This is a genomic window from Zwartia lucis (genome assembly GCF_965234455.1).
In the GTDB taxonomy this organism is placed as follows: Bacteria; Pseudomonadota; Gammaproteobacteria; order Burkholderiales; family Burkholderiaceae_B; genus Zwartia; species Zwartia lucis.
Window position 1 is genome coordinate 589217 of sequence record NZ_OZ248473.1, and the last position, 26773, is coordinate 615989.

26 protein-coding genes are annotated in these 26773 nt (G+C 47.6%); 15 read left to right on the forward strand and 11 right to left on the reverse strand.

Annotation, left to right across the window (positions count from 1 at the left end):
- Window positions 1–90: 90 nt before the first annotated feature.
- Window positions 91–1053 (forward strand): tripartite tricarboxylate transporter substrate binding protein, encoded by a 963-nt coding sequence (locus tag AC8GE9_RS09170; protein ID WP_506676857.1) that lies wholly within the window; start codon window positions 91–93, stop codon window positions 1051–1053.
- A 29-nt stretch (window positions 1054–1082) separates the two neighbouring features.
- Here the strand turns inward: AC8GE9_RS09170 and AC8GE9_RS09175 are convergent, their stop codons facing one another.
- Genes AC8GE9_RS09175 through AC8GE9_RS09185 form a run of 3 tightly spaced genes read right to left on the reverse strand, consistent with a single transcriptional unit; the run spans window position 1083 to window position 4509 of the window.
- Window positions 1083–1769 (reverse strand): cysteine hydrolase family protein, encoded by a 687-nt coding sequence (locus tag AC8GE9_RS09175; protein WP_506676858.1) that lies wholly within the window; start codon window positions 1767–1769, stop codon window positions 1083–1085.
- A 42-nt stretch (window positions 1770–1811) separates the two neighbouring features.
- Entirely contained in the window at window positions 1812–3482 is a 1671-nt protein-coding gene (locus AC8GE9_RS09180; protein ID WP_506676859.1) for an amidase, read from the reverse strand.
- A gap of 31 nt (window positions 3483–3513) precedes the next feature.
- Window positions 3514–4509 (reverse strand): Bug family tripartite tricarboxylate transporter substrate binding protein, encoded by a 996-nt coding sequence (locus tag AC8GE9_RS09185; protein WP_506676860.1) that lies wholly within the window; start codon window positions 4507–4509, stop codon window positions 3514–3516.
- A 131-nt stretch (window positions 4510–4640) separates the two neighbouring features.
- Here AC8GE9_RS09185 and AC8GE9_RS09190 point away from each other — a divergent pair, with 131 nt between their 5' ends.
- Window positions 4641–4763: a GMC oxidoreductase gene (locus AC8GE9_RS09190; protein WP_506676861.1), complete on the forward strand. Its 123-nt coding sequence runs from the start codon at window positions 4641–4643 to the stop codon at window positions 4761–4763.
- A 27-nt stretch (window positions 4764–4790) separates the two neighbouring features.
- Window positions 4791–5840, forward strand: a complete 1050-nt coding sequence (locus tag AC8GE9_RS09195; RefSeq protein ID WP_506676862.1) for a zinc-dependent alcohol dehydrogenase family protein — start codon at window positions 4791–4793, stop codon at window positions 5838–5840.
- 33 nt (window positions 5841–5873) lie between these two features.
- Here AC8GE9_RS09195 and AC8GE9_RS09200 read toward each other — a convergent pair whose 3' ends face one another.
- Window positions 5874–6779 carry a LysR substrate-binding domain-containing protein gene (locus AC8GE9_RS09200; RefSeq protein ID WP_506676863.1) on the reverse strand — a complete coding sequence of 302 codons (906 nt, stop codon included), beginning with the start codon at window positions 6777–6779 and terminating at the stop codon, window positions 5874–5876.
- A 268-nt stretch (window positions 6780–7047) separates the two neighbouring features.
- Between AC8GE9_RS09200 and AC8GE9_RS09205 the strand changes: the two genes are divergently transcribed.
- The 8 genes from AC8GE9_RS09205 (at window position 7048) to AC8GE9_RS09240 (ending at window position 15568) form a co-directional block, all read left to right on the forward strand.
- Window positions 7048–7899, forward strand: coding sequence for a transketolase (locus AC8GE9_RS09205; protein WP_506676864.1), 852 nt, complete (start codon window positions 7048–7050; stop codon window positions 7897–7899).
- Complete coding sequence (locus tag AC8GE9_RS09210; RefSeq protein WP_506676865.1) at window positions 7896–8894, forward strand: transketolase family protein; 999 nt, start codon at window positions 7896–7898, stop codon at window positions 8892–8894. Before AC8GE9_RS09205 ends, AC8GE9_RS09210 begins: the two co-directional genes overlap by 4 nt.
- Window positions 8895–9013: 119 nt before the next feature.
- Window positions 9014–9985: a DctP family TRAP transporter solute-binding subunit gene (locus tag AC8GE9_RS09215; RefSeq protein ID WP_506676866.1), complete on the forward strand. Its 972-nt coding sequence runs from the start codon at window positions 9014–9016 to the stop codon at window positions 9983–9985.
- A gap of 17 nt (window positions 9986–10002) precedes the next feature.
- On the forward strand, window positions 10003–10545 hold the full coding sequence (locus AC8GE9_RS09220) for a TRAP transporter small permease (protein ID WP_506676867.1): 543 nt from the start codon (window positions 10003–10005) through the stop codon (window positions 10543–10545).
- Window positions 10542–11801, forward strand: coding sequence for a TRAP transporter large permease (locus tag AC8GE9_RS09225; protein WP_506676868.1), 1260 nt, complete (start codon window positions 10542–10544; stop codon window positions 11799–11801). Before AC8GE9_RS09220 ends, AC8GE9_RS09225 begins: the two co-directional genes overlap by 4 nt.
- Window position 11802: 1 nt before the next feature.
- Window positions 11803–12684, forward strand: coding sequence for an NAD(P)-dependent oxidoreductase (locus tag AC8GE9_RS09230; protein WP_506676869.1), 882 nt, complete (start codon window positions 11803–11805; stop codon window positions 12682–12684).
- An 88-nt stretch (window positions 12685–12772) separates the two neighbouring features.
- On the forward strand, window positions 12773–13522 hold the full coding sequence (locus AC8GE9_RS09235) for an SDR family NAD(P)-dependent oxidoreductase (protein WP_506676870.1): 750 nt from the start codon (window positions 12773–12775) through the stop codon (window positions 13520–13522).
- A gap of 51 nt (window positions 13523–13573) precedes the next feature.
- The gene (locus AC8GE9_RS09240) at window positions 13574–15568 is read left to right on the forward strand and encodes a transketolase family protein (protein WP_506676871.1); all 1995 of its coding nucleotides are present in this window, start codon (window positions 13574–13576) and stop codon (window positions 15566–15568) included.
- Window positions 15569–15637: 69 nt separating this feature from the next.
- Here the strand turns inward: AC8GE9_RS09240 and AC8GE9_RS09245 are convergent, their stop codons facing one another.
- Window positions 15638–16597 (reverse strand): Bug family tripartite tricarboxylate transporter substrate binding protein, encoded by a 960-nt coding sequence (locus tag AC8GE9_RS09245; RefSeq protein ID WP_506676872.1) that lies wholly within the window; start codon window positions 16595–16597, stop codon window positions 15638–15640.
- Between the two features lie 55 nt (window positions 16598–16652).
- Window positions 16653–17813: an acyl-CoA dehydrogenase family protein gene (locus AC8GE9_RS09250; RefSeq protein ID WP_506676873.1), complete on the reverse strand. Its 1161-nt coding sequence runs from the start codon at window positions 17811–17813 to the stop codon at window positions 16653–16655.
- A 180-nt stretch (window positions 17814–17993) separates the two neighbouring features.
- Between AC8GE9_RS09250 and AC8GE9_RS09255 the strand changes: the two genes are divergently transcribed.
- From AC8GE9_RS09255 to AC8GE9_RS09270, 4 genes are all read left to right on the forward strand, one after another.
- On the forward strand, window positions 17994–18899 hold the full coding sequence (locus AC8GE9_RS09255) for an SDR family oxidoreductase (protein ID WP_506676874.1): 906 nt from the start codon (window positions 17994–17996) through the stop codon (window positions 18897–18899).
- 3 nt (window positions 18900–18902) lie between these two features.
- Window positions 18903–20438, forward strand: a complete 1536-nt coding sequence (locus tag AC8GE9_RS09260) for an AMP-binding protein (protein WP_506676875.1) — start codon at window positions 18903–18905, stop codon at window positions 20436–20438.
- A gap of 65 nt (window positions 20439–20503) precedes the next feature.
- Window positions 20504–21394, forward strand: coding sequence for a LysR family transcriptional regulator (locus tag AC8GE9_RS09265; RefSeq protein ID WP_506676876.1), 891 nt, complete (start codon window positions 20504–20506; stop codon window positions 21392–21394).
- Window positions 21395–21445: 51 nt separating this feature from the next.
- A complete protein-coding gene (locus AC8GE9_RS09270) occupies window positions 21446–22609 on the forward strand; it encodes a mandelate racemase/muconate lactonizing enzyme family protein (RefSeq protein WP_506676877.1) in 1164 nt (387 codons plus the stop codon).
- On the opposite strand, the gene AC8GE9_RS09275 is transcribed toward AC8GE9_RS09270, so the two are convergent.
- The 5 genes from AC8GE9_RS09275 to AC8GE9_RS09295 form a co-directional block, all read right to left on the reverse strand.
- Complete coding sequence (locus AC8GE9_RS09275) at window positions 22593–23441, reverse strand: isocitrate lyase/PEP mutase family protein (protein ID WP_506676878.1); 849 nt, start codon at window positions 23439–23441, stop codon at window positions 22593–22595. The genes AC8GE9_RS09270 and AC8GE9_RS09275 overlap by 17 nt on opposite strands.
- A gap of 41 nt (window positions 23442–23482) precedes the next feature.
- Window positions 23483–24487 (reverse strand): Bug family tripartite tricarboxylate transporter substrate binding protein, encoded by a 1005-nt coding sequence (locus tag AC8GE9_RS09280; RefSeq protein WP_506676879.1) that lies wholly within the window; start codon window positions 24485–24487, stop codon window positions 23483–23485.
- On the reverse strand, window positions 24484–25596 hold the full coding sequence (locus AC8GE9_RS09285) for a TauD/TfdA family dioxygenase (protein ID WP_506676880.1): 1113 nt from the start codon (window positions 25594–25596) through the stop codon (window positions 24484–24486). The genes AC8GE9_RS09280 and AC8GE9_RS09285 overlap by 4 nt, the downstream gene beginning before the upstream one ends.
- A gap of 116 nt (window positions 25597–25712) precedes the next feature.
- Complete coding sequence (locus AC8GE9_RS09290; RefSeq protein WP_506676881.1) at window positions 25713–26075, reverse strand: hypothetical protein; 363 nt, start codon at window positions 26073–26075, stop codon at window positions 25713–25715.
- Between the two features lie 15 nt (window positions 26076–26090).
- Window positions 26091–26600, reverse strand: coding sequence for a DUF1993 domain-containing protein (locus tag AC8GE9_RS09295; RefSeq protein ID WP_506676882.1), 510 nt, complete (start codon window positions 26598–26600; stop codon window positions 26091–26093).
- Between the last annotated feature and the right edge of the window lie 173 nt (window positions 26601–26773).

Here is a 26773-nt window from a genome sequence, read left to right on the forward strand (position 1 = left end):
TCAAAGTGATAAAAGTATTGCTTGCTTTGGCATACTGGCCGTATATTGAATGTATTGAAGATTATAAAAGCACTTAAAAAGGAATTCCTGATGTCTCTTCGAAAAGTTAAAGCTTGTTCCGTTGCGGTCTTGTTGAGCGTGTTGTGTGCGCCAAGCTATGCGGCGTGGCCCGAAGACCAAGCAATCGAATTAGTCGTTGGTTTCGCCCCGGGTGGCGGCACGGACCTGATGGCCCGAGCGCTTGTGCCATTTCTTGAAAAAAAACTTGGGGGAAAGACCAGAATTGTTGTGGTAAACAAACCGGGTGCAGGTGGTGAGATTTCAACAACCTATCTTGCACGTGCGAAACCTGATGGCTACACCGTTGGCTTTATTAATGTGCCAGGTTTTGTATTTATTCCGATGTACAAGCAAGCGACCTATAAGACGGATGACGTTCGTATTATTGCCCGTGTCGTCGATGATCCCGCCGTATTGATGGTTCGTGATGATGCTAAGTTCAAAACAATCCCTGCGATTATCGGTGCCCTCAAAAAGGAACCTAAATCCTTGTCGTTTGCGACGAGTGGACGAGGCACAAGTGGTCATCAGGCCTTGCTCAAGCTCGAGGCTGCTGCGCAGATCAGTGGCACTGACATTCCATTTAAGGGCGCGGGTGAGTTTAAGAGCGCTCTAATCGGTGGGCACGTTGATTTCGCTATTGCGAGCGTGGGTGAATATCTGGCAGGGTATGGAAATATGAAAAATATCATACCTGTTGCAGTCATGAATCCAACGAAAGTTTCAGCTATACCCGACGTGCCATCAATTTATGAGTTCGGCTACAAAATCCGTGTGACATCAGAGCGAGCCATCGCTGGTCCTAAAAGCTTACCTGATAGTATTGCCAATCGCTTTCAACAAGCGATAAAGGACACGATTGCCGATCCTGCTTTTGTTGCGACTGTCAAAAATGATGCGGCTGTGCTGGCGTATATGCCCGGAGCGGAATTCACCAAGTCGCTTGAGTTAATTCGTGATGAGCTCAAGCCATTTGTCGCTGCAATGCAATGAAATTTTCCAGCGTGTGACGCTTCGTTGCGTTACTTGATTGATTCAAAATACTGGTAGACCTCTTGGACATTGACGACGTCAGCAAATTGTTTGTCCATATCAAACAAACTGATGGCATTTGAAATAGGGAAACGATCGAAGACTGCTTCTTGAGGAATGATGACGCGATAGTTATAAGAAGCAGCGTCAAACACAGTGGCGCGTACACAATTACTTGTCGAGCCACCTACGACAATGAGAGTGTCAATCTGTCTGTCGATGAGATATCCCAACAAAGGCGTGCCATGAAAGCAGCTTGGCTTTTTCTTAACAAACTCAATATCGTGACTGGTTGGTGTGAGCTCATCCACGAGCTCTGAGCCAACCTCTCCCGCGAGACACCAGTGCGGAGAGTGCAGCAAGTCTCGTTTGCGTGCGTAGACCCCCATATCGACACCAGATGACGCGATCTCAAAGCGCGTAAAAAAAACAGGAATCTTATGCTTTTGTCCTTGGCTGACTAGAGAGACGATTTGTGCCATCGCATCATGTCCTTGTTGTCCGCCGCTTGAGGGCCATTCAGATTCTTGGCCGGGTACGCCAACCATAAATTTTTGTGCGTCGACGACAATGATTGCAGGCTTTTTACCAAAGCCCATTCTTCTGGCAAAACGGCCACGCTCCAACACTTTTTTGTCTTGTTCGCCTAAATACTGATCCCATGGTTTTGTTGTCATAGTTCGCTCATGATTGAGTGATTCATAAAAGGAATGATGTTTTTAAGCACTCATCGTTTGAGAGATGAGGTGTGCAAACGAGAGGATTCTAGCCTCAGCTAAGGGTCGACCAATAATTTGCGCCCCAACCGGCATGCCATTTGCATCGCGTCCAATCGGCATGGTCAGGGCCGGTAGCCCGAGATAGTTAAAGGGGCGGGTGAGCCGCGTTAATGCAACCACAGTATTAAGCGTCACCTCTGGTCGTTCAAGATCAATCTCGCTTCGAAGTGGTGTTGGGATGGGGATGGTTGGACAAACCAACAAATCAACATCGCGCAATTGTTCGCGTATGAAGGATTCCAATATATCCAGTCGAAAGATAAGCGATTCCATGTAACGAACGGCGGGTATGTGCAAGCCTGTCTCAGTTCTGGTGAATACGGCTTGTGAGTAAGCCTGAGGATTTTTTCGCATCCATTGTCCGTGGACGGCTGCAGCCTCGACTTTTGAGATCACTTCGCTTAATGCATTGCAGCGATTGACTTCTGGATAGGTCACATGACTAACCTCGCCAAACTGACCTTGTATATGGCTGATGAAATTTTCAAAAACTTGGTTGATTTGCGGGTCGTAACGTTCATCTTTAGCAAAGCTGAGTGTTGCGACTCGACTTCCAAGTCCCGCAACATCTAAGAGGCCTAAATAATCTGGCACCTCAGTTGATAAGGTAGACGGGTCATCGGGGTCATGTCCAGCAACGGCTTGGAGCAACGCAGCGCAATCTTGTGCAGATCGCGTGAGCGGGCCTGGACAATCTACTGAATATGCGCGTGGAAAGCAGCCAGCACGAGAAATCCTTCCATAGGTAGGCTTCAGTCCGAACAAGCCATTGACGGAGGCTGGGATGCGGATGGAACCCCCAGTATCGCTACCCATTGAAGCAAATACTGCACCCGAGGCAACAGCCGAGCCTGAGCCGCTTGAGGAACCGCCAGAAATTCTGTTTGGATCTATAGCATTGCAGCAATCACCAAAGATAGGATTTTGTCCTGTTGGTCCTGCAACCATTTCGCTCAGATTAAGCGTACCAATATTGATAGAACCTTGCTGATCAAGCAGTTCGATGACGCGGGCATTATCTTGGCTAGGAGCTGACTTGCGAGCTTTGGAACCAATCGTTGCCGAGTGCCCAATGATGTTGAAACAATCCTTGTGCGCGAGCGGAATGCCATGAAGCAATCCGCGGTCATGACCTGCTTGTAATTCTTTGTCTCTGAGATGCGCGGTCTCTAGTGCTTTTTCAGCCCATATTTCAAGAAATGCATTGAGAGCTGGCTGAGTTTGTATGGCTCTGCTGACCGCGTCTTGGGTCAGTTCCGTGCTTGTGACTTGACCATCACGCAAACGTTGAGCAGTCTCAACAAGAGAAGGAAAATTAGAGGAATGTTGTGGTGAGCTTGTTGTTTTTCTTTGGTTGAGGGCGGGGGAACCGACGCGTAGAACGTCGGCCTCTTTTTTCAATACACTCTGAAAACTAGTTGGCTGATAGAACGGATTGATCCCCGCATCTGTTGCAAGTCTGGCGTCACGATTCAGTCGCATCGCTTCATTGGCCAAAATTTTGGGATCTGTTCTTGAAGTTATGCCATGCATTTTGGCAGTACTTTCGGAAATATACTCGCCGACAAGACTTAAAAAATCCTCTTGTTCATTTTGTCTACTGGTGGTCATGTTAGTTTCCAGAGTGTTTGTTCACGGATTTTTATTTTGGACGAATGCCGATGGCTTCAGCCGTTGCAGTCCAGCGATCGACGTCCTTGGCTAAAAGCGCACGTAGTTCGTCAGGCGATGAAGTGGAAGGTTGAGCGCCGAGAGTTTCGAGAAACTTTTTAAACTCGGGTGTCGATACCGCTTTTTTAATTTCGACATTCAGGATGTCGCGAGCTTTTTTATCCATCCCTGCTGGACCAAAGGCTCCCCACCAGATCGTGACGACGTAGTCCAATCCTGTTTGTTCTTTGACGGTAGGGATATTGGGAAAATCTGGGTCGCGTGAAGCGCCTGTAAAGGCAATCTTTGGTAGTGCGTCTGCTGACGTGCCTTTAATTGAAGCAATAGTCGTAAAGAGAAAGTCGATACGACCAGCGACGAGATCAAGCTGCGCTGGGCTAATGCCCTTGTAGGCGATGGATTGCATTTTGAGTCCACCTACTTCTTTAGCAAGTAACTCCGTCATCAGTTGAGCATTATCGCCAATGCCAGCTGTTCCATAATTGACTTTGCCAGGGTTGGCTTTGATATACGCGATGAGTTCTTTGACATTTTTAGCTGGAAGGCCCTCGCGGGTCAGCAATACAAAGGGTGAATCAGCCACAGTGGTGATTGGTTCGAACGCGACTTTGGCATCATAGGGTGTTTTTTGAGCGCCTGCTGTTGTGGCAAGTGAACCTGACACAAATAAAATCGTATAGCCATCCGGAGCAGATTTTGCAACATAGTTTGCACCGACCACGCTACCAGCACCTGGTTTGTTCTCAATCAGAAAAGGTTGCCCCAAGCTTTGTCGCAAGTTTTCGGCTAATCGTCTGGCAATAATGTCATTACTGCCACCTGGGGCAAAAGGGACCACGATTCGAACGGGTTTATCGGGCCATTTGGTTGCTTGTGCGAAGGCTGAGCTCATTCCGACAATACTGCCAATAGCGCCGATCGCGCACAAGGCTGTAATCGATTTTAGTGTACGGCGTTTAGTGTGCATGATGAACCTCTTCTGACGGTTGAAATGAAGGAAGTCACTGATGACATCTTTACTCACAATAGTAATGAAAACTTCTATTGTGCGCGTACTTTTATATCATCAAAAGATAAAATTTCTATCATTAGCAGACGATGTATCACTCGGTTGGCACACGCCGAATGGGGTCAGATGAGCATGGCATCGTGGATCACCGCTTGCGCGTCAAAGGGCTTGGTGGGCTGCGCAATCCCCGTCTTAATGTTATACACATATAAATTAAAAATCCAACCAGGAGCCATGCGATGAAAGGGATTGTATTTGCGGGGGATAGCAAAATTGAGTATCTGGATTTTCCAGATCCTTCACCGGGTCAAGATGAGGTTGTGCTTGAGATCAAAGCCTCAGGCATGTGCGGAAGCGACCTTAAGTTTTATCGTTCCCCGCGTGGTGAGGCGATCAGGGCGCTCGGCTATGGTGATGCGCCTCCAGTGGTAGCGGGACATGAACCTTGTGGCGTGGTGGTTGCTGTTGGATCCGGGGTCAACCCGAAGCGGGCCTATTTGGGCCAGCGTGCCATGGTGCATCACTATCGGGGTTGTGGCGCGTGCCCCCATTGTTCGACTGGATGGATGCAGCTTTGTGACGAAGGCGTTAAAGAAGTCTACGGCGTCACTGGTCATGGCTCACATGCTAAATACATGAAATGCCCAGCAAGCACGATTGTTGAATTGCCTGAAGAGTTGACGTTTGAAACGGGCGCTGCGATTGCTTGTGGCACTGGGACTGCTTGGGGGGCTCTACATCGTCTTGATTTAAATGGCGATCAAACGATCGCGATTTTCGGACAAGGCCCTGTTGGACTGTCGGCGACGCAGTTGGCCCATGCTTTGGGTGCGCGGGTGATTGCGCTGGACGTGAGTGAGGAGCGTTTGGCGCGTGCCAAAGAGTTAGGTGCGGATGCTGTGATCAATCCCTCCAAAGATGACCCCGTGCAGGCGATTAAGCAGTTGACGCATGGGTTGGGTGCACATGCTTCCATCGATGCTTCCTCTTCCCCTTTGGCACGAAAACAGTCTGTTCAGTGCGTGCGAACGTGGGGCAAGGCTTGCTTTGTGGGTGAAGGTGGTAGCGTATCGCTTGATGTGAGTCCAGACTTGTTACGCCGCCAAGTGACGATCATCGGCTCATGGACGTTTTCAACGGTTGGTCAAGGTGACTGCGCAAGATTTGTTGCCGATCGTGGCTTGGATGTCGATGCTCTTTTTACCCATCGCTGGGGGTTTGAGGATGCAGTCCAGGCATATCAGCTTTTTGACAAGCAAACGTCGGGTAAAGGTGTATTTTTATTTTGAAGAGTACTGACGCAGTATTGAAAGTGCTGGGAGCTAGCCGAGATTAGCCATGGATTGGTCCAGTTCATCAAACAGCCATTCACGGAAAGCTTTCATTTTTTGCACGTGCCCTTTGGACTTGAGGTATGTCAGTTGATGGCAGACGATTTGAGGGCCCTCTGGTCCAAAGGGCATGACGAGCTTTTTACTTTCCAGTTCTCGTTCGATGAGTAGTGTGCTTTCCAACGCAACACCGAGGCCGTCTACTGCACAGTTAATTGCCATAAATGAACGATCAAAACGTGGGCCTCGTTCAAGATCCAAACTGTGTTCTGGATGTTCCTTGGACCAATCTCTCCAAGTGTATTTGTTTACTTCTGTGTGAATCAACGTTTTACCATTAAAGGTAAACGCCCCTTTTGATTGAAGACGACCTGACAGCATTGAGCGAGAGCAATTCACCACGATTGTTTCCGCAGGGAAGGGTTCGACCATCACGCCAGCATCGGGAAAAAAATGTCCGTAACGGATATCGAAATCTGCCTCTCCTGCGGCAAGGTCAACGGGTGCGGACGATGCGTTCAAGCGCACATCGATATCCGCATGCATGGCGGAAAATCTGGAAAGTCGTGGCATGAGCCACTGAGCCGCGATGCTGGGAACGCTATGAATCGTCAGGATATCGCTTTTGCCAGCTCTCTCAATGCTGCGAGTACTAGACTCGATTAGATTGAGTGCTTCAGAGACTGACTCTGCGTAACGACGTCCGATATCGGTTAACTCTACGCTGCGATGCGCACGATGAAATAAGGCGATCCCTAGCCTCTGCTCAAGCGTCCGAATTTGGTGGCTGATCGCAGAGGGGGTCAGATGCAACTCGTCTGCAGCGGCAACAAAAGATCCAAGGCGTGAGGCGGCCTCGAACGCTTGTACGGATTTAAGCGGGGGAATTTTTCTCATTGTTCGTTTTTAACATGAATTAAATTCACCTATAAGACTAAATTATTCATTTGTTTTCGTTCTGTCGAGTTGGTAGTATTAACATAAAACACGATTGCACTGAGATAACTCAGACAAGCAAACGGAGACAAGCAAGCTCAAACGAATCCCTTTCATGGTGGCCATGGCCGTATAACGGCGATCGCTCTCTAAAGGTAACCAGCGACTTGATTGAAAGCTGTAAAGAGCTCTGCTAAAGATGTGTAAATGACGAGGAAGTCTAATCGCGATGAAGCAAAAACCAACTGATCACGCTTTGGCTGATAGCGCTTATAGGATTCGGCGATATTCAGTCCAAATGGGTGAGATTCAAGGCCAGGGTTATGTGGGTCAAGCGCTCGGATATGCGGATGTGCTTGCCGTAGCGTATTGTCATGCCATGAAATTCAGACCTGATGATCCAGATTGGGAGCACCGCGACCGATTTTTGCTTTCTCATGGTCATTATGCGATTGCGCATTACGCAGCGCTTTTAGAGGCAGGGATCATTTCCGCAGAGGAAATGGATACGTATGGTGGAGATGACAGCCGACTCCCAATGTCTGGAATGGCGACTTACACGCCCGGCATGGAAATCTCCGGTGGCTCTCTTGGTCAGGGCCTAGCGATAGGAGTGGGGATCGCACTTGGCTTGAGACACCAAAAAATTGATGCCTTTGTTTATAACTCCATGTCGGATGGTGAGTTGGACGAAGGTGCGACTTGGGAGGCTGCGCTCGGTGCCAGTCACCATCAGCTTTCCAATTTGATCTGTCTGGTCGATATCAACAATCAGCAAGCTGACGGTCCCTCTACAAAGATAATGGGTTTTGAACCGTTGGTTGATAAATGGCAAGCTTTTGGATGGCACGTTCAGCGTGTCGATGGCAATGATCTTTTCGCGGTACGTGATGCATTTGATGTTGCACGTGCACTGACTGAAAAAAAGCCCCGTGTCATTCTTTTTGATACGCTCATGGGTAAGGGCGTTCCTTTTCTTGAGGCGCGTGAAAAAAATCACTTCATACGTGTTGATCCCCCCGAGTGGCAGCAAGCACTGGATATTTTGGATTCAACCTATGGACCCGGAGAGCGGTCATGAGCGCTAATGTACCCACTAAACCGCGGTTGACCACCTCCGCCATGATTGCCTCAATCGCCTCCGAAGGTCAGCGCGTGCGCGCGGCGCCCTTTGGCAAGGCGCTCGCCGCTCTCGCCGAGTCGCGGCCTGATATTGTCGGGATGACGGCGGATCTGAGTAAGTACACAGATCTACATATTTTTGCGCAAGCCTATCCCGAGCGGTTTTTTCAGATGGGCATGGCAGAGCAGTTGTTGCTTGCCGCAGCAGGTGGTATGGCCAAAACAGGGCTGACACCATTTGCGACGAGCTATGCTGTGTTCGCAACCCGTCGTGCGTATGATTTTATTCATCAGGTGATCTGTGAAGAAAATTTGAATGTCAAAATTTGTGCGGCATTGCCAGGCTTGACGACAGGTTATGGTCCCAGCCACCAAGCGACAGATGACATTGCCATGATGCGAGCGATTCCAGGCTTGACCATCATCGATCCTTGCGACGCCTTGGACATTGAGCAGGCAGTGCCTGCGATGGCGGACCATCAGGGGCCAGTGTATATGCGGTTGCTCAGAGGCAATGTGCCGCTCGTGCTCGATGAATACGACTACAAGTTCGAGTTGGGCAAGGCCAAGCTGCTACGCGAAGGTAAAGAGGTCTTGATTATTTCCTCTGGAATTATGACGATGCGCGCATTAGAGGTTGCTGAGCAACTTCAAAAGGACAGCATCGGGGTGAGCGTCTTGCATGTGGCCACCATTAAGCCTTTAGATGAAGAAGCGATTCTCCGCGAAGTCAAGCGTTCTGATCGTCTAGTGGTTGTTGCAGAAAATCATTCGGTGATTGGTGGTCTGGGTGAGTCGGTTGCAAGCTTGTTGTTGCGTTCACGCCTCGCACCCAAGTATTTACCTATTGCATTACCGGACGCTTTTCTGGATGCTGGTGCATTGCCGACGTTGCATGATCGTTATGGCATTTCAACGGAGTTGATGTCACAACGTATCCGTAACGAACTCTAAAAGACCTAAGTAAAGGAGGAAAACCCACACACGCATGAATCATATTGATCAAGCCTAATGACGTACTGAGCCTGTCAGCCCAGTGCAATCAAACAATAAAGCTATTTTGGAGACACAACATGAAAAAACTTCTCGTCGCAGCTATTGCAGGTTTAGCGCTTTCAGTATCCGCAGCTTCTGCACAAACAGTACTCAGACTCTCTCATAATGCGGCCCCAGGTAATCCCAAGGCGGTCGCTTCTGATAAGTTTGCAGAGTTGGTTGCACAAAAAACAAATGGTCGCGTCAAGATTAACGTAGGCGGCAGTGCGCAGTTCGGAGATGATGCAGAGTCCATCACAAACTTGCGTTTGGGTACGCTGGCCTTTAGCGCGAACTCTCAAGGTACAACTTCGGCTGCAGTACCTGAGTTTGCGGTGCTAGGTCTGCCATTCCTGTTTAAAGATCTGCCACATGCATACAAAGTTGTAGATGGTCCTGTTGGTAAGCAACTGGCTGATGCTGCAGACAAAAGAGGTCTGGTTTTGTTGGCGATGTGGGATAACGGTATTCGCCATACCAGTAATAATAAGCGCGCGATTAACAAGCCCGAAGATCTGAAAGGTATTAAGGTCCGTACGCCACCCGATCCAATGACCTTGGATATTTTTAATGCGTTAGGCGCTAATCCCGCTCCTCTCGCTTTCTCCGAGCTTTACATTGCTCTGCAACAAGGTGTGTTTGACGGTCAAGAAAATCCGCTCGTGAACATCTACTCCTCAAAGCTGTTTGAGGTTCAAAAGTTCATTTCTTTGACGGGCCACAAATACGAAGCAACACCTTTGTTAGCAAGTAAGTTGGCATGGGCCGGGATCTCCAAGCAAGATCAACAAGCTATTCGCGAAGCTGCCGCAGAGTCTGCCAAGCTGAATCGTGAGCTTTCATTGGCTGCTGATGCGGATCTAAAGGGCAAGTTGACATCGGCCGGTATCCAGATTAATGCCGTTGATCAAGCTCCCTTCATCGCTGCGACCAAGCCTGTTTACGACAAATGGCGTAAAACTTTTCCTCAGCTTGTTGATGTAGTTGTTGCAGAAGCTGCTAAGCCTTAACGAACTGGAAATCATCCATGAGCGCAAGAGAACATCATTTAACAATGCATCTAGTGAGTGGAGTTGATCGGATCATTGAAGTCATCAGCATGATCATCGCTGTGATCACAATTACCGTGATGTTTATCTCGCTCATGGCAGAAGTTGTTGTTCGTTACATCACCAACCAGGGAATGGGCTGGCCGACTGAAATGCCAAACCTACTCTTTCCATGGTTGATGATGAGCGGTATCGTGCTTGCTGCCCAGTTAGGCAAGCATATCGCTGTTGAGACCATTAACGGTTTTCTAGGTAAGAATGTCAATCGAGTGGTGATGATGGTCTTGCAGTTGCTAGTGATTGCAACGTTCTTTTATCTCGCTTGGGTTGGCTTGTTTGTGATTGAAATTACAGGTTCAGAGCTCTACCCTGTGACAGGTGTTTCAGCAAAGTGGGCATATATGTCTGTGATCGTTGGCTTTGCAGCACTTGGTGTTACCGGCATTACTACCTTCTTTCGCCTGCTGTTTGCCGACGACCCTTTGACAGTACGATCAAACACACTCGAGGACAGCATATGACTATTCTGATGCTCGCTATCTTTTTCGCACTGCTTGTACTGGCCTTCCCAGTCGGCTATGCCCTCATCGTGAGTTCTGGAATCGCTGCCGTCACAGCGGGAGGTATGCCAAGCGCAACGATTGTTGTCAAGATTTTTCAACCCTCTCAAAGTTTTCCGCTCTTAGCGATTCCATTTTTTGTGCTGTCTGGCAATCTGATGATGGGTGGTACGCTTGGTAAAAAACTGATTGAATTTGCTACCGCTCTCGTCGGACGCATGCATGGTGGGCTCGCTCAAGTCAGTGTGGTGGGTTCTACAATTTTTGGTGGTGTCTCTGGCTCCGCAGTTGCTGAGGCTTCTGCACTAGGATCGATGCTGATTCCCTGGCAAAAAAAGGAAGGTTATCCGGCACCTTTCGCAGCCGCTACGATCGCCTCCTCTTCAGTGATTGCAGGGTTGATTCCCCCCTCTATTCCATTAATCATTTATGCAAGTGTTTCTGATCAATCCATCGCATCGTTATTTTTAGCGGGATTCGTACCAGGGCTGATGCTTTGTTTTGGATTTATGTTGGTCTGTTATCTTTCTGGCAGATTACGTAATTTTCCAAGACTGATGAATAAAATTACTGCACGTGAATTTGCCAAAATTACTTTTTATGCATCACCAGTATTGGCGATGCCGTTATTTATTGTGATTTTGCTGAGAGCCGGTATCGCCACGCCAACCGAGGTGAGTGTGATGGCCGTGTTCTATGGCCTTGTCATCAGTTTATTGATTTATCGTGACATCAATCTAAAACGTTTGATAGATGCGCTGGTACATACTGCAATTACGACGGGTATCGTGATGTTGGTGATATCCGCATCGAATATGGTCGGGTATGTATTGACCGTTGAAGCGATCCCTAAAGCGGTTGCAGAGTGGGCTCTTGAAACTCTCAAAAATCCGCTCATGATTCTTTTGATGTTGAACGTGATCATGCTTATTGTTGGTATGTTCCTTGACCTCCCCGCGGCCATCCTGCTCCTGGGTCCTACTTTTGTTGCAATTGGGAACGCAATTGGTTTTGACTTGATTCAGCTTGGGATCATGATGGCTGTCAATCTGAGTATCGGGCTCTTTACCCCACCAGTGGGTACCACACTCTTTGTCGCGGCGGCTATTTCAAGAGAGTCAATTGGAGCGATTGTTCGAGAGCTTTGGCCTTTTTACTTGGTTGCGCTCGCCGTACTCATGCTTATGACATATGTTCCATCACTGACAATATATTGACATGAAAAAAATTGCTTTTGCAGGGTTGGGAGCCATGGGGCTTCCCATGGTTAAAAATTTAATCACAGCAGGATATTCCGTCCACGGGATTGATATTAATCCCGCCTCTCTCACTGTACTGAGTGGTATGGGCGGCAAGGCTTTTACGAATGCTAAAGAGGCATGCGCGGGCGTCGATCTGTTGTTGATCTTGGTGGTGAATGCCTCACAGGCCAAGCAGGTGTTATTTGAATCTGGCGCGATAGATGTGTTGCCAATGGGCGGGATCGTCTGCCTAATGTCGACGTGCCCGCCTGCTGAGGTAGAAGACATTGCCAAGCAGGTTCAGGCTAAGGGTCGTCGTCTTGTCGACGCGCCGTTGTCTGGCGGCGTTGTTGGAGCGACCAATGGGTCTCTGACGATTATGGCGGCTTGCGATCAAGAAACCTTTAAAGACATTCAAGATGTATTCCAAGTCGTTGGCGAGCGTATTTTTCATGTCGGTCATCAGCCTGGCCAAGGCGCGATGTGTAAAACGGTCAACCAACTCTTGTGTGGCTTGCATATCGCTGTCGCGGCAGAAGCATTTTCTCTGGCGAAAAAAAGCGGTCTCGATTTAACCATGCTGCTTGAGATTATGAGCGGTTCTGCAGCCTCGAGTTGGATGCTCAAGGACAGGGGTTCACGCATGCTTGAGTCGGATCCTATCGTCACGAGTGCCGTCGATATTTTTGTCAAAGATCTAGGGATTGTGATGCAAGCGGGTCGCGATGCTAAAGCAGCGTTGCCTCTGACCGCTGCGGCATATCAGTTATTTCTATCTTCTTCTGGCAGAGGTGATGGTCGACTCGATGATAGTCAAGTGATTCGAAGCTATGACCTACTGAATGGGTTGGAGAAATAAGATCTCCTCTTCCATTACAAGTTTTTTATCCTGAGTGTCTGACACAACACACTCATTTATCACATCAGATTCAACGGAGAATTTAATCATGCTGTTAAAAGATAAAGTGGCGATCATCACGGGCGGTGCGGGCTTGAATGGGCTAGGCTTCGCTTCGGCACGAATGATGGCAGCACAGGGAGCACGTGTGGTCATCCTTGATCTTGAAAAGGCACAGCCTGCTTCTGTTGCAGCCACACTTGGTGCGCAACATATGGGTGTGGTCGCTGATGTGACCAACAAGGCTTCGTGTGAAGCCGCAGTTAAGGCGGTATTGGCCAACATGGGCCAGATCGATATTTTGTTTAACAACGCCGGTATTACCCAGCCCCGCAAAACGATGGAAATTACCGCAGCAGATTACGATGCCGTGCTGGATGTGAGTTTGCGTGGAGCGCTGTTTATGTCACAGGCAGTTTTGCCTGCCATGCGTGAGCGTAAGCAAGGCTCGATCATTTGTACTTCCTCTGTTTCCGCTCAGCGAGGTGGAGGCATTTTGGGTGGTCCCCATTACTCTGCTGCAAAAGCTGGCGTCTTGGGTTTGGCGCGCGCCATGGCGCGAGAGTGTGGTATCGACAATATCCGAGTCAACTGTATTACCCCAGGATTGATTGAAACAGACATCAATAAGGGTTTGATTCCAGAGGATCGCCTGTCTGATATTTTGTCTGGCATCCCTATGAATCGAATCGGCGAGCCTAACGACGTGGCTGGTTGTGTCGTTTTTCTAGCGAGCGATTTGTCAAAGTATTGCACGGGCATCACGCTGGATGTTAATGGTGGCATGTTGATTCATTAATTCAGACTGAGTGATATGACAACTGTAATGACAACTGCAATGACAACTGCAATGACAACTGTACCCGCGGCACCCCATCCTCAGTCACTTGCCAACGCGATTCGGTTTCTTTCAGTTGATGCCATCCTTCGTGCTGGCGAGGGTCATCAGGGTGTCCCTCTGGGCATGGCAGAGATCGCGACAGCGTTGTATATGCATCATCTCAAGCATGATCCTGAGCACCCAACTTGGTGGGATAGGGATCGCGTGGTGCTGTCTAACGGTCATGGCTCAATGTTGTTGTATTCCCTTCTGTATCTCACGGGATACCAAAAGATCTCGCTCGAGCAAATCAAATCCTTTCGTGAGCTTGGATCGCACTGCGCAGGCCATCCGGAATTCGACCCTGAGGCAGGTATAGAAGTCACTACCGGTCAGCTTGGTCAAGGCATCGCAAACGCGATGGGTATGGCGGTTGCCGAAGCATTTTTACGAGCACGATTTGGGAGTGATCTCGTCAACCATTTCATCTATGCTTTTGTCGGTGACGGATGTTTGCAAGAGGGCGTTGGACAGGAAATGATCAGTTTGGCCGGTCATCTCGGCTTGGGCAGGCTGATTTTGTTGATGGATGATAATGCCATCACGGATGATGGCAGTACCGAACTCTCAATTAGCGAGGATGTTGCCAAACGTTTTGAAGTCGCTCACTGGCACGTTCAGCGCGTCGATGGTCATGACATGCAGTCTGTCTCTGCCTGTATCGCAGCGGCAAGGCAGGATGGTCGGCCTTCAATTATTTTGGCCCGCACAACGATCGCCAAAGGTATTGCTCGGCTTCAGGGGCAACGTGGCGGGCATAGTGCCAAGCTGTTTGATACGGACGCTGCTCAGATGCGTCAGGATCTAAACTGGCCTCATCCTTCTTTTGATGTGCCTGAGGCGATTTTAAGCACGTGGAGAACGAGTCCCGTTGCGGGTCAGTCTGTTAGATCGCAATGGTTAGAGAGGCTCGCCGCACTCCCTGCAGAAAAACGTGCTGAATTTGAACGTGTGATGAGAGGGGAGTTGCCGCCTGCGCTTGAGCATGCTCTTGATGGGCTGAAGGAGACGCTTCTTGCCGAGCCTGCGCGCGGTGGCATCAATTTATCTGCTGCGATTAATGATTGCATGACAGATTATTTACCCGAGCGTGTAGTGGCCTGTGCCGATCTTGAGGCGCCTACTGATCATAAAAGACGGTTGCTTGCTTTTTCTGCTTTGGATCAGAGCGGTGCTTATGTTCATTGCGGTGTACGTGAACATTTGATGGGTTCTATGTGTAATGGCATGGCCGCGCACGGTGGCACTATTCCTGTGAGTGTGACGTATTTGGCGTTTTCAGATTACATGCGTCCTGCCTTGCGCAACGCTGCCCTCATGAAGCTGCCTGTGAAGTTTGTGTTTAGTCATGATTCGATCGGGATAGGTAAAAATGGCCCGACACATCAGCCTGTCGAGATTTTGGCGTCCTTACGCGCCATGCCGCATATGTTGGTGATGCGTCCCGCTGATGCAGTTGAGGCGGTAGAGTGCTGGCAGGTGGCGCTTTCTCATAAGCAAGGGCCAGTATCTTTTATTTTTTCGAGACAAGCGCTTCCTCATCTCCGTACGCTCTCTGTCGCAACAAATCTTTCCTCACGTGGTGCCTATGTGTTGATTGAGGGGGGCTCCTTGCCGCGTCAAGCGACCCTCCTTGCTACAGGCTCTGAGGTTGATATTGCTTTGAAAGCCCGTGAACAGTTAGAAGCTCAAGGCATATCTACGGCCGTGATATCGATGCCATGCTGGGAATTATTTGACGTACAGCCAGAGTCTTATAGAAATCAGGTCTTATGTCCAGAGACTAGAACTGTCGCCATAGAAGCCGCAGTTAAATTTGGCTGGGAGCGATATCTTGGGAGCAGGGGTAGATTTGTCGGGATGAGTGACTATGGGTTGTCAGGTCCGGCAGATGAACTGTACCGACATTTCGGCATTACACCCGAAGCGGTCGTGTTGGCTGTGATGGATATTGAAAAGGGGTGATGTGCACTTTTCTCTCGCCTGCCATTTGCCAAACATTTGGCATCAGACAGGCGCGAGACTTGACTGATGCTACTGCAGGGTCAAGCCGATTTCCGTCACAAGCTTTTTATAAGCATGGACTTGATCGGCGATTAACTTTGCAAAGGCTTGAGGGCTGTCCGGAGTCACCGCAAAACCCAAATTTTCAATTTGTTTTTTCACAGAGGGATCAGCCAACACAGCAACAAATTCTTTATTGAGTTGATCCACAATAGGCTTGGGCATGTTCGAAGGTCCTACGATTCCGGCCCAAAGAAGTACTGGAAGTTCTCCTAAGCCAATTTCTTTAAAAACTGGGACGTTAGGAGCAAGTGGCGAGCGCTCTGGTAGCAGACTGACGAAAACATTTAGTTTCCCTTCCTTGACGAACGGCAGACCAGCAGCTGTTCCGATCATTGCTTGCACTCTTCCAGCTACCAGATCTGTCATGGCAGGAGGCTCGCCTTTGTAAGGTACGTGTACCAAATCGATGCCAAACTGTTGTTTAACTTGAGCGAAAATCAACACACCCGTATTGTTACCGGATCCATAGCTCATTTTTCCTGGATTTGCCTTTGCATAGCTAACAAAATCTTTAAAGTTTTTAACGGGAACTTCTGGGTTCGCGTATAGAAAAAATGCATAACGACCAATATCCGCAATGGGTGTGAAGTCTTTGACAACATCATAGGGAGGCTTGATACGCATCGCAGGTAAAGCAGAAAGGTTACCAGATGTCACCAGACCGATCTTATACCCATCGGGATTCGCTTTTGTGATTTCTTGAGCAGCGATCTGCCCTTCAACGCCTGGTTTGTTTTCTACAATTATGTTCACCCTCATTCTTTCACCGACATTTTTGGCTAAGATTCTGGCGAGCAAGTCAGAGGTGCCGCCTGGAGGGAAAGGAACGACCATGGTGATGGGCCTTTCTGGATATTTAGCGTGAGCGACTCCTCCACACAAGCTAAGTACAATTGATAAGCTTGAAATCAATAGTTTATTTATCATTATCTGTCTCCGTTTGTTTTTAATTATTAACTCGATTTATGTGTTTAATTTAGTACTACTTTTTAATGCGTGGATCCATGGTTGAAAGAATTGTATTTCTTTGCATCTGCGAGCTACCTGCTCCTATCGTTGTGCTTCGGGCGTCTCTAAAGTGCCGCTGCATCGGATATTCCATGCTATAGCCATAGGCACCCATAATTTGCATACCTTGATTTGCAACCTTGACATAGGTTTCGGAGCCGAATAATTTGGCCATAGAGACTTCACGTAAAGCGTTCATTTCCTGTGCAAGTCGACCAGCGGAATCATAGGCAAGTAAGCGTGCTGCGGTTACTTCTGTTTGCATATCTGCGAGCATATGACCAATAGCTTGAAATTCGATTATTCGTTTGCCAAATTGTTCTCGATCGGATGCATATTGGGTGGCAATATCTACAACACTCTGACTTGCACCGACGTACGCAGATGAAGTTAATGCTCTTTCTAGCTGTAACCCAGATAACAGATATTTCCATCCTTCATTAAGTTCTCCGAGAATACGGGTATAAGGAATTCGGACTTCATCAAAAAAGACCTCATAGGTGCCTACACCTCGGCGACCAAGCATTTCATTTTTTTTCAAAGTAACACCAACTGTATTGTTATCGATCAAAAAAATAGAGATACCTTCTTTTTTTGGAACATTTGGATTTGTGACAGCATAGACTTGAAGAATTGTATTGTTGGCTCCAGCTGCGGTTGTCCATAGTTTTTGACCAGAGACTACCCACTCATCACCATCACGTGTTGCTTTTGTTTGTATTGCACTGACATCTGAGCCAGCAGAGGGCTCACTAATGCAGACGGACATTCTTAATGTTCCATTAATCAATTTTTTAAGGAACTCATTCTTTTGCTCGAGTCGACCGTGCTTAAGAAGAGTTTGACCAGTAAAAAGAGGAACCATGTACGCAGTTGCAAGGTCGTAACTAAAATATCCAAGTTGTTCGGAAACAAGAGCGAGGTCTTCCATCGTTCCACCGTATCCACCGTATTCCGGATCGAGTCCTAATCCGGTTAAACCGAGTTTTACCCATGCCTCATAAGCTTCGTATGGGTAGTGACCTTCTTCATCCATGCGTCGCAAATATTCAGGCGTAATGATCTGCTGCATGACTCGTTCGATGCTTTCACGTAAATGTCGCTGATCCTGATTTAGTTCAAAACACATAGTCATCGTACGATCTCCATTATTTCTCACATCGTATAGAGTCGCTTAATCTCCATCAAGACTTTATAGGTCTTAATTATTGCTAATTAAGTTGTAGCGACGATGGATTTAAATACCGATACTAGTGGCTAGCGATCAATCATTAATTGACAAGCGTTGAAGCAGTGCTCATCGGGAGATTAGGTTGTGTTTAAAGAAGACTTATTTAAAGGTCATCGTATTCTTGTGACAGGCGGGGGTACTGGTCTGGGAAAGGAGATGTCAGAACATCTTTTGTCACTCGGTGCCGAGATTTACATTTGTGGTCGAAGAAAGAGTATTTTGGATGAAACGGCCAGTGAGTTGATAGAAAAACATGGTGGTCGGGTCAAAACAATAACTTTAGATCTGAGGGATTCACATGCAGTTGATGAACAAATTGAAGAAATTTGGAAGGAAGGCGCACTAACTGGCTTAGTCAATAATGCAGCTGGAAATTTTATTAGTCGAACAGAGGATCTTTCCCCTAGAGGATTTGATGCTGTTGCAAACACCGTTATGCATGGTACGTTCTACGTTACCCATGCCGTAGGTAAAAGGTGGATTTCGTCTGGGACTCCTGGCTCAGTTGTCTCGATTGTTACTAGTTGGGTGAGAACCGGTTCCCCTTACGTTGTCCCGTCAGCAATGGCAAAGGGAGCAATCGATGTTATGACGAAATCCCTTGCAGTCGAGTGGGGGCGCTACGGTATTCGGCTCAATGCAATTGCCCCGGGAATCTTTCCAACCGCTGGAGCGACTGCAAGACTTCGCCCTGCAGAAAATCCGCACCAAAAGGAGACTAGTGAAAATCCAATGCAACGGCTAGGCAAGATGAAAGAACTAACGAATTTGGTATCGTTTTTACTTGCCGATGGTTGTGAGTGGTTAACAGGTGAAACGATTGCAATTGATGGAGCCTATCATCTTGCACAGGGTGCGTATTTCACTCACTACAACAGCTGGAGCGATACTGAATGGAAAGAAGCCCGTGAGCGGATTCAGTCGCAGAATGCAAAGGACAAGCAGCTAAGATCAACGATTCGTCCACAACATGAGAATACTGGGGAGTGAAGGATGAACAGTGAGTTTTTCAATCCATCCTATTGGCTCGAGAAACGCGCGCAGCTGCAACCGGATCATGTCTGTCTTTCTTTTTGGCTCGACAAGGAGGACTGTGAGCACTGGACCTATCAAGAGTTGTTTCAGGCATCTCTCGCGTTAGCAGCTGAGCTGAACAATCGGGGAATAAAACCAGGTGATCGCGTTGCTTACATGGATTTTAATGACGCGCGTTATGCAATTATTATGTTTGCAACGGCGCGCATTGGTGCGATTTTTGTTCCAATTAACTTCAGGCTTACAGCTTCGGAGGTTTTGGATCAGGTTCAAGATTGTGAACCAAGTATTTTTATTCATGGTGGTGATTTCCCATCAATTAGTGATGCATTAAAAGTCCAATTTCCTAATATGTGGGTGGTTGAGTCGAACAGAAAGAGTGCTGATCAATTGGGTCAAATAATTAATCATGTTCGATACGATGAACTGAATTTTTTTAATTCATCAGAAGGCGATGTGGCTTGGTTAATGTACACATCAGGTAGTACTGGGCGTTCGAAGGGTGTCATTCATACCTACAGTAATTTATTTTGGAACACCATCAATATGATTTTGCTGCAAGGAGGATTTGCATCTGATCGAGTACTTATTTCAGCACCACTTTTTCATGTGGCTCCAGCATCGACTTTCATGGATGCTTTCCTGCGTGGAGCGTGTACGCATCTTGAGCGTTCGTTTGATATTGATAAGATTTTGAATCGTATTCAGCATCAAAAAATTTCAGTTGTCGCAGGTGTTCCCGCTATGTACAAGATGATGGCCGCAGCATCTAACTTCGATGAATATGATCTCTCCTCCTTGCGGGCAGTGTTGGTGGGAGGCTCACCCGTTCCAGAAATACTTATTTCTTTTTATACACAACGCGGTATTTCAGTTGTACATCGTTATGGATTAACTGAAGTGACTTCACTTGCGGCGGCACTATCGCCTACTGCTCCATCAAATAAACAAATGAGTGCAGGTTTGTCACCTCTTTTTAGCGATCTGAGAATTATGAAAGCTGATGGTGGCATTGCTGATGCAGATGAGATTGGAGAGATCGAAGTAAAAGGACCCAACGTTACATTGGGGTATTGGAAAAATCAAAATGAAACTGCTGCAGCTATTCATAATGGCTGGCTACGAACAGGTGATTTAGGACGACGTGATGCTGAGGGTTATTTGACTGTAGTGGGACGCATCAAAGATATGATTATTAGCGGTGGAGAAAACGTCTATGCAATGGAGGTTGAGGCGCGCCTTGTTGAAAATCCCAACATTTTAGAAGCGGCAGTGATTGGAGTTCCAGATCCAAAGTGGGGTGAAGCTGTTTGCGCTATTTTGAGTTTGAAGCCTAATCACTTCACCACAATGACTGAAATTCTTGAGCGTCTAAATAATAGTCTTGCAAGGTATAAACAGCCACGATACATATACTTTAAAGAGTCATTGCCAAAAAATGGCGCTGGAAAGATCGATAAACTTGCTCTTCGACGTGAATTTTGCAAGACATAAACCTTTGTAAACAGAGCCGTTTTAGAGGAAACTACAGTATCTTCAAAAGTATTTAGGGTTATTTGATGGAGCTGCGTCAATTACGGTACTTTTTAGCTGTTGCCCAAGAGCTTCATTTTGGTCGCGCAGCCGAGCGTGTCCATATCGCTCAGTCGCCCTTATCTCGCCAAATCAAACAGCTGGAAGAGGAACTCGGTGCTCCTTTGTTTATTAGAAACAAACATCGCGTTGAATTATCAGAAGCAGGGAAAGCACTCATCCCTGAGGCGGAGTCGATTCTAAGTGCAACGGGTCGAATTAGAAATACGATTTTGCGGGCTCAAGAAGGAATGATCGGTAAACTGATCATTGGATATACTAATTCTGCTATTTATTCTGATTTGCCTAGAATACTCATGGTCTATCGTCAGAGCTATCCTATGGTAGAGATCGTGCTTCGAGATAATCTACTCACTCCAACACAAATTGAGGAGCTTGATGAGCGGCGTATAGATATTGGCGTTCTCAGGCCTCCAACGCGTTCACCTAATATTGAATTACTGACTATCACCCGAGAGCGCCTTATTGTTGCCCTGCCGACATCACATCCTCTCGCAAACCAGAAGCAGATTGATCTCTCCCTGCTCAAGGGAGATGGATTTATTTGTTTTTCGCGTAGTTTGGACTCTGCGTTACAAACCCAGATCTTTCGTTCTTGTCAGGATGCCGGCTTTTCGGCGCAGGTGATTCAGGAAGTCGGGGATATACCCTCGATGTTGATGTTGGTCTCAAGTGGTATGGGGGTTGCTTTAGTACCAGCTTCTGCGAAAAATATGAAGCTTAAAGGGATAACGTTTCGCTCTCTAGCTGGTGGTGGTCCGCAATTGGAGTTAGCCTTAGCTTGGAACAGGGATCAACATTCAACATTAGTCGATGGATTTATTAAAATAACACGCGAAACGCTTGGTTGCCCGTAAAAAGTAATTTTTTGCGGTTTCAATTAATCAGTCACGTTTAAGAGAATCAAAATGAAAATTGTAAAAGTAGTACCTTGGCATGTGGGGCAGTTTATGTTCGTGCGGGTTGAGACGGACGAGGGTATTACTGGCTTTGGCGAGGCCGGAACCTGGGGGCATATTGAAGCTGCCGGGGCATGTATCAAGAGATTCGCTGAGTACTTAGAGGGCAAAGATCCATACCCTATCGAGCATCACTGGAATGTGATGCATCGCTTCAGCTATTTTCAAGGTCTAGCGGAAAATGCCGCGATCTCGGCCATTGATATGGCGCTTTGGGACATCAAGGGTAAAGCATTAAATGTGCCTATTTATGAGCTGTTAGGTGGAGCCGCGAGAACTAAAGCGCGTGTCTATGGCCATATCTACGAGAGCACCATCGAAAAGATGCTTGTGGAGTGTGAGGTAAAAATGAATTCCGGCTTTACCGCATTTGGGCACCTGAATCCTTTTCTGGACGAGGGCGACGATCAGGTGTACTTCAAGACCCACATCAAGAAAATGCGCGATGCGATCGAGAACACAGAGCGCATGCGCGAGGTGGTGGGCGATCGCGTTGATTTGCTTCTGGAGATTCATCGTCGTTTGACACCTGCGGAGGCGATTGTTTTCGCACGTGGCATTGAGCATACGCATCCGATGTTCATTGAAGATCCGATTCGTCCTGAAAGCCATGACGCGATGGCGCGTGTCGCAGAAAAAATTCATGTTCCTATTGCGACAGGTGAACGTTTCTCCAACATCTATGAGTTCCAAATGTTGATGGCCAGAGGAGGGGTGGAGTACGCACGCGTCGATTTATGTCTCTGTGGCGGTATCACAGGCGCAAAAAAGGTCGCAGCGATCGCCGAAGCGTATCAAGTGCAAATCGTCCCGCATAACCCTTTGTCACCGATCGGTTTGGCGGCATGTTTACAGCTTGCGGCCGCCATTCCAAATTTCGCGATTCAAGAATATGCGACTGGTTTTGAGTCTGGTAAGTTTGAGTCTCTACCGATTCACTTGGGCAGTAACGTGGTCGACAAGGTGCCGTTACCCAAAGATGGCTTTGTCGACATTCCTAACGGTCCTGGTTTGGGAATGAACATCTTGCCAGATGCTCACAAGATCAGACCCCCCCTCGTCAAGCCAATCTCAATGCGTCCGCATTTCGATGGCTTCATTGTTGATCAGTAGGTTTGACTGGCGCTTTTTCGTCTTTTGCGTACTCGGCACGGATTGCGTCCCACTCATCTGCACCAAATCTTCTAAAATTTTGATGCGGGGAGACCTTATTCAAAGCCTCAGGTACGGCATGTGTCGAAAGAATTGTTTGTAGAACGTGATCGAAGGCAGGGATCGCGGCGCGAAGCATAATACCGGGAAGAATCGCTAGTTTGTACCCCATTTTCTCTGCATCCTTGAGGTTTAAAGGAGGTGTCTTTCCTCCTTGAACAACGTTCAACATGCAGGGGCCCTTTACTCTTTTTGGAACCGCTTCTACTTCTTGTAGAGACTGTGGGGCCTCTACAAAAACCATATCCGCGCCGGCTTCCAATGAAGCATTGGCTCTTGCTATAGCCTCCTCAAAACCCATCGATGCGCGGCAATCAGTTCTGGCGATAATCACAAAATCAGGATCTCTTCGTGCGGCAACGGCTGCGCGTATCTTACTGAGATATTTTTCCAGTGGCTCAATTTCCTTTCCATCTAAATGGCCGCATCGTTTTGGAGATACTTGGTCCTCAATGTGAATGCCTGCAACGAATCTTGCTTCAAACTCTCTGACAGTTCGAGTGACGTTGAGCTCATTGCCATAGCCAGTATCTGCATCGGATATCACTGGGATGTTGACAGACCTGGCGAGAATGCCGGCGTTCTCGACCATTTCCGACATTGTGACCAAGCCATAATCGGGAAATCCAAGGGATGCGGCAGTGCCGGCTCCTGTCATATAAACAATGGGAAATCCTGCTTGCTCAATAATCTTAGCTGTTATGCCATCGTAGGCGCCAGGTGCGATTTGCATACCTGGACTCGACAAGAGTTGTCTGAGTCGTTGTGAAGGTCTCATTTCTTTGCCTCTTTCTTTTCATTTTCTGGTAAGAGATATTTTTTAAGCAATGGCTCAACGGCATCAAACTCTTCTTTGGCCTCTTTTTCGAAAGAGGCGGATGAGCTGAATACCGGCATGGCACCCTCTTGTTGAATAGCAGCAATGACTTTCGGATCTTTTGATGCGAGTTCAACTGCTTTAACAATCGTTTTTAAAGCTTCGTCGGGCGTCCCTTTCTTGATCATCAGACCGTACCAAGTCATTGCGACCATGTTGAGCCCTTCTTGGTTCAGCGTGGGGACTTCCGGTATGGAGTCCAGACGTCCTTGCGCACCTGAGGCGAGTATTCTGAATTTGCTATTTTTATAGTGTGGCATCGCGACTGATAAAGACGGCATTCCCATACTGACGTGACCGCCCAATGCATCGACCATCATTGGTGCGGTTCCTTTGTATGGAATGACCTGAGCATTTTTGATACCACTCAACTCAATAATTTGTCGAGCCATTATTTCACCATGCCGCGTGGCTGCACCAAAAGAGCAAGCCGCATCTGTTTTTTTGCAGTCTACAATAAATTCTTTGAATGATTTTGCGGTCGATGCTGATGGGACGCCAAACACCATCGCATTTTGCTGAATTTTAGAAACAAGTGTGAAGTCTTTAATAATGTCTACCTTGGCATTCGGTAGAGTGATTGGGTAAAAAAGTGCTTGATTCACTTGTAATAAGATGGTGTGACCATCCGCTGGAGCCTGAAGCACTGCTTGACTCCCTATTACACCATCGGCTCCTGTTTTATTGACGACGACAACTGTTTTTTTCCATTCCTCAGACCATACCCGCGCAAGATTTCTAGCCACAGTATCAGTCCCACCTCCGGCGCTGTAGGGGACAACGATCGTCACAGTACCCGTTGGAAATTTGCCTTCTTGCGCCTGAGCGGAGAAGATTCCAAGTAGAGGGAGTAATACAAGCGACGATTTTTTTATCAGGCTTGAGTATTTTTTATATTTCATCTTGGATGTCCCTCATAGTATTCATTATTCATGTCATGAAACTTCGCTATCTTTGCTTCAAACCTAAGGAATTCGTCAGACATATTATTTCCGCGTAGGCCTCCCCTTACGGCATTCGGAGCCGTATTTTTATAAGGTTCTAGCCACTCGTCTGGCAATGGTTGACAGCCCGGAATCGCGAGCCATAATCTAAGGAGATGCCTTTTTAAATCCTCAGAATCAAAATCTTCAAAAGCCGTTCTTGAATGAATCACTGCGTAATTATTAACGAACTGAAGATCACCTGCTTCAAGTTGCATCGAGTAGCAAAATTTTGGATCTCGGTAGAGTATTTCTAGTAAATCCAGGAGTTTGAGTTGATGGACGGTGAGTCTGGGTACTTCTGGAAAGTCCCGCTGTGCGGCGATAATATTTTTTAAATTTGACCTGAATGCGAAATGTGCGTTCTTGAATCCAGCTAGCGTACATTGGTTGTACTCATGATCTTCCAGACCGGACGCACCTTGCCAACTGAAATAAAACGGTTCGTGCAGCGTCTCTTTTAGTTCCGGATGCGTTCGTATGATTTCCTGATAGATCGCCTTGGTGCTGGTAATTAAGCTGTGTCCTCCTGACTTTGCTGTTCTTCGGCACAGAAGTGTCACCACGTCACCAAAATCAATATGAAAATCCAAACTTGCGTTTGTGTTGTATCCACGGCCACCTTTGCCGTAATAGTTTGATTGGTCAACGACACTGCGTACATCATTCAAAATGTCACTGGCCTTATTTTGAGGGCGGGCGACCCCCATGTGCATCCCCATTCCCCAATAGGCCAACCTTGTATCCGCTTCGCTCCATTCAAAGACGGGAAAGCCCTTCATGAGACAGAAGCCCCATTTTGATTGCGTCATCTGTATTGCCCGCTGCAGTGCCGCTTTTGAGCGATCGGGCAATGGATAATCCTCTGGCGACATACTTAAAAGAGGTTTATTCAGTTGCTTTGCATGCGTGAGGGCGCGTTTAAATCCGCTTATCTCTTGTGCATTGAGTTGAATCACCCAAGAGTTGTCGCGCGTGACCTCTTCACTTAACCATCCCATCGGCATAGGCGCTAACGTTGAGGTCAAGGCCATCTCCATTCTTATAAGTTTTCAAAAGTATATACAAATTCGCGGGAGTAGGGGATAAAGAATTTCCTGACGCACGCATTGCGGCGATGGTGATTCTCAGTGATGTCACATGACTAGAACATATTGAAACCAACCGCCGTCAGTAGGGCGAGTAGCATTCCGTAAAACAAAGCGCCCGCGAGGATTGAGAGGCTAGCAATTTTGAGTGCATGTATCTCGTTTTGAGGGTTTAGCTTGAGTAACACGGGACGACCGCCGATCGAGACCAGTGCGAGGCTATACAGGAGGCAAGCAACATTCAATATGTCCGGATCCCTCAGTGCGAAACCCAGCATAAAGACGGCCGTGCCGACAATAAAGCTTGGTAGGCCGACGACATAGCCGAGCGTACGAAACAATGTCACACCCGCGAGGTCCCAGGTCTTGGAAGCTTCCTCGGGGTGAGCGTTATCATTTGGGTCGTTGGGGGGTTTCACTCAGTCAATCGACGATCAGTATGATCCCATATAGTCTTTCTTGCCGATCTCTACGCCGTTGTGACGTAGCAGGTTGTAGGCGGTTGTGACGTGAAAGAAAAACTGTGGCATGCCGTATTTCAGCGCATAGTCCTCGACAGTTAGCGTTTTCTCTTTTGGCGTACCGGGGCGCAAAACGACTTCTTTGACGGCACTGCCATTGAGCTGCTCTGCGGTCATCCCTTCGATGAGTGCGAGTGTTTTGGCGATGCGTTGCTGCAATTCGGCAAAGCTTTGCTCGCTGTCTTCGTAGGCGGCGACTTCTACGCCCGCGATACGTGCTGGGACGCTTTTGGCAAAGTCACAAGCGATCTGGACTTGGCGCACTAGTGGCAGCATGTCGGGAAACAGGCGCGACTGCAACAACACGGCAGGATCAAATTTACGGTTTTGCGCGTGTTCTTCGCCTTTTTTGAGCACGTCACTCAGTGCTAACAGCATTTGTTTGAAAACGGGGACGGTCGCGGTGTAGAGGGAAATTGACATGATTTTCTATCCTGTGTGAGCTGCGTTGAGATTGATTAAAGCATGATCTCACTCAACGGAAAGTTTCATTTAGTGTGACTTAGTGTGGAGTGGTCGTAGGTGGCTTTGTCTTGGCGAGCCCTAAAAGATTTCATTTGGTTGTATCCAAATGTTAATCGTATACTGTATTTATG

What these genes read in the sequence shown, in the direction of transcription:
- AC8GE9_RS09180 (WP_506676859.1), bottom strand. Translation starts at nt 3,482, where the DNA reads ATGACCACCAGTAGACAAAATGAACAAGAGGATTTTTTAAGTCTTGTC.
- AC8GE9_RS09275 (WP_506676878.1), bottom strand. Translation starts at nt 23,441, where the DNA reads ATGCAAATCGCACCTGGCGCCTACGATGGCATAACAGCTAAGATTATT.
- AC8GE9_RS09170 (WP_506676857.1), top strand. Translation starts at nt 91, where the DNA reads ATGTCTCTTCGAAAAGTTAAAGCTTGTTCCGTTGCGGTCTTGTTGAGC.
- AC8GE9_RS09270 (WP_506676877.1), top strand. Translation starts at nt 21,446, where the DNA reads ATGAAAATTGTAAAAGTAGTACCTTGGCATGTGGGGCAGTTTATGTTC.
- AC8GE9_RS09200 (WP_506676863.1), bottom strand. Translation starts at nt 6,779, where the DNA reads ATGAGAAAAATTCCCCCGCTTAAATCCGTACAAGCGTTCGAGGCCGCC.
- AC8GE9_RS09185 (WP_506676860.1), bottom strand. Translation starts at nt 4,509, where the DNA reads ATGCACACTAAACGCCGTACACTAAAATCGATTACAGCCTTGTGCGCG.
- AC8GE9_RS09190 (WP_506676861.1), top strand. Translation starts at nt 4,641, where the DNA reads ATGTATCACTCGGTTGGCACACGCCGAATGGGGTCAGATGAGCATGGC.
- AC8GE9_RS09235 (WP_506676870.1), top strand. Translation starts at nt 12,773, where the DNA reads ATGCTGTTAAAAGATAAAGTGGCGATCATCACGGGCGGTGCGGGCTTG.
- AC8GE9_RS09230 (WP_506676869.1), top strand. Translation starts at nt 11,803, where the DNA reads ATGAAAAAAATTGCTTTTGCAGGGTTGGGAGCCATGGGGCTTCCCATG.
- AC8GE9_RS09215 (WP_506676866.1), top strand. Translation starts at nt 9,014, where the DNA reads ATGAAAAAACTTCTCGTCGCAGCTATTGCAGGTTTAGCGCTTTCAGTA.
- AC8GE9_RS09195 (WP_506676862.1), top strand. Translation starts at nt 4,791, where the DNA reads ATGAAAGGGATTGTATTTGCGGGGGATAGCAAAATTGAGTATCTGGAT.
- AC8GE9_RS09225 (WP_506676868.1), top strand. Translation starts at nt 10,542, where the DNA reads ATGACTATTCTGATGCTCGCTATCTTTTTCGCACTGCTTGTACTGGCC.
- AC8GE9_RS09175 (WP_506676858.1), bottom strand. Translation starts at nt 1,769, where the DNA reads ATGACAACAAAACCATGGGATCAGTATTTAGGCGAACAAGACAAAAAA.
- AC8GE9_RS09210 (WP_506676865.1), top strand. Translation starts at nt 7,896, where the DNA reads ATGAGCGCTAATGTACCCACTAAACCGCGGTTGACCACCTCCGCCATG.
- AC8GE9_RS09260 (WP_506676875.1), top strand. Translation starts at nt 18,903, where the DNA reads ATGAACAGTGAGTTTTTCAATCCATCCTATTGGCTCGAGAAACGCGCG.
- AC8GE9_RS09295 (WP_506676882.1), bottom strand. Translation starts at nt 26,600, where the DNA reads ATGTCAATTTCCCTCTACACCGCGACCGTCCCCGTTTTCAAACAAATG.
- AC8GE9_RS09205 (WP_506676864.1), top strand. Translation starts at nt 7,048, where the DNA reads ATGAAGCAAAAACCAACTGATCACGCTTTGGCTGATAGCGCTTATAGG.
- AC8GE9_RS09240 (WP_506676871.1), top strand. Translation starts at nt 13,574, where the DNA reads ATGACAACTGTACCCGCGGCACCCCATCCTCAGTCACTTGCCAACGCG.
- AC8GE9_RS09220 (WP_506676867.1), top strand. Translation starts at nt 10,003, where the DNA reads ATGAGCGCAAGAGAACATCATTTAACAATGCATCTAGTGAGTGGAGTT.
- AC8GE9_RS09280 (WP_506676879.1), bottom strand. Translation starts at nt 24,487, where the DNA reads ATGAAATATAAAAAATACTCAAGCCTGATAAAAAAATCGTCGCTTGTA.
- AC8GE9_RS09250 (WP_506676873.1), bottom strand. Translation starts at nt 17,813, where the DNA reads ATGACTATGTGTTTTGAACTAAATCAGGATCAGCGACATTTACGTGAA.
- AC8GE9_RS09245 (WP_506676872.1), bottom strand. Translation starts at nt 16,597, where the DNA reads ATGATAAATAAACTATTGATTTCAAGCTTATCAATTGTACTTAGCTTG.
- AC8GE9_RS09265 (WP_506676876.1), top strand. Translation starts at nt 20,504, where the DNA reads ATGGAGCTGCGTCAATTACGGTACTTTTTAGCTGTTGCCCAAGAGCTT.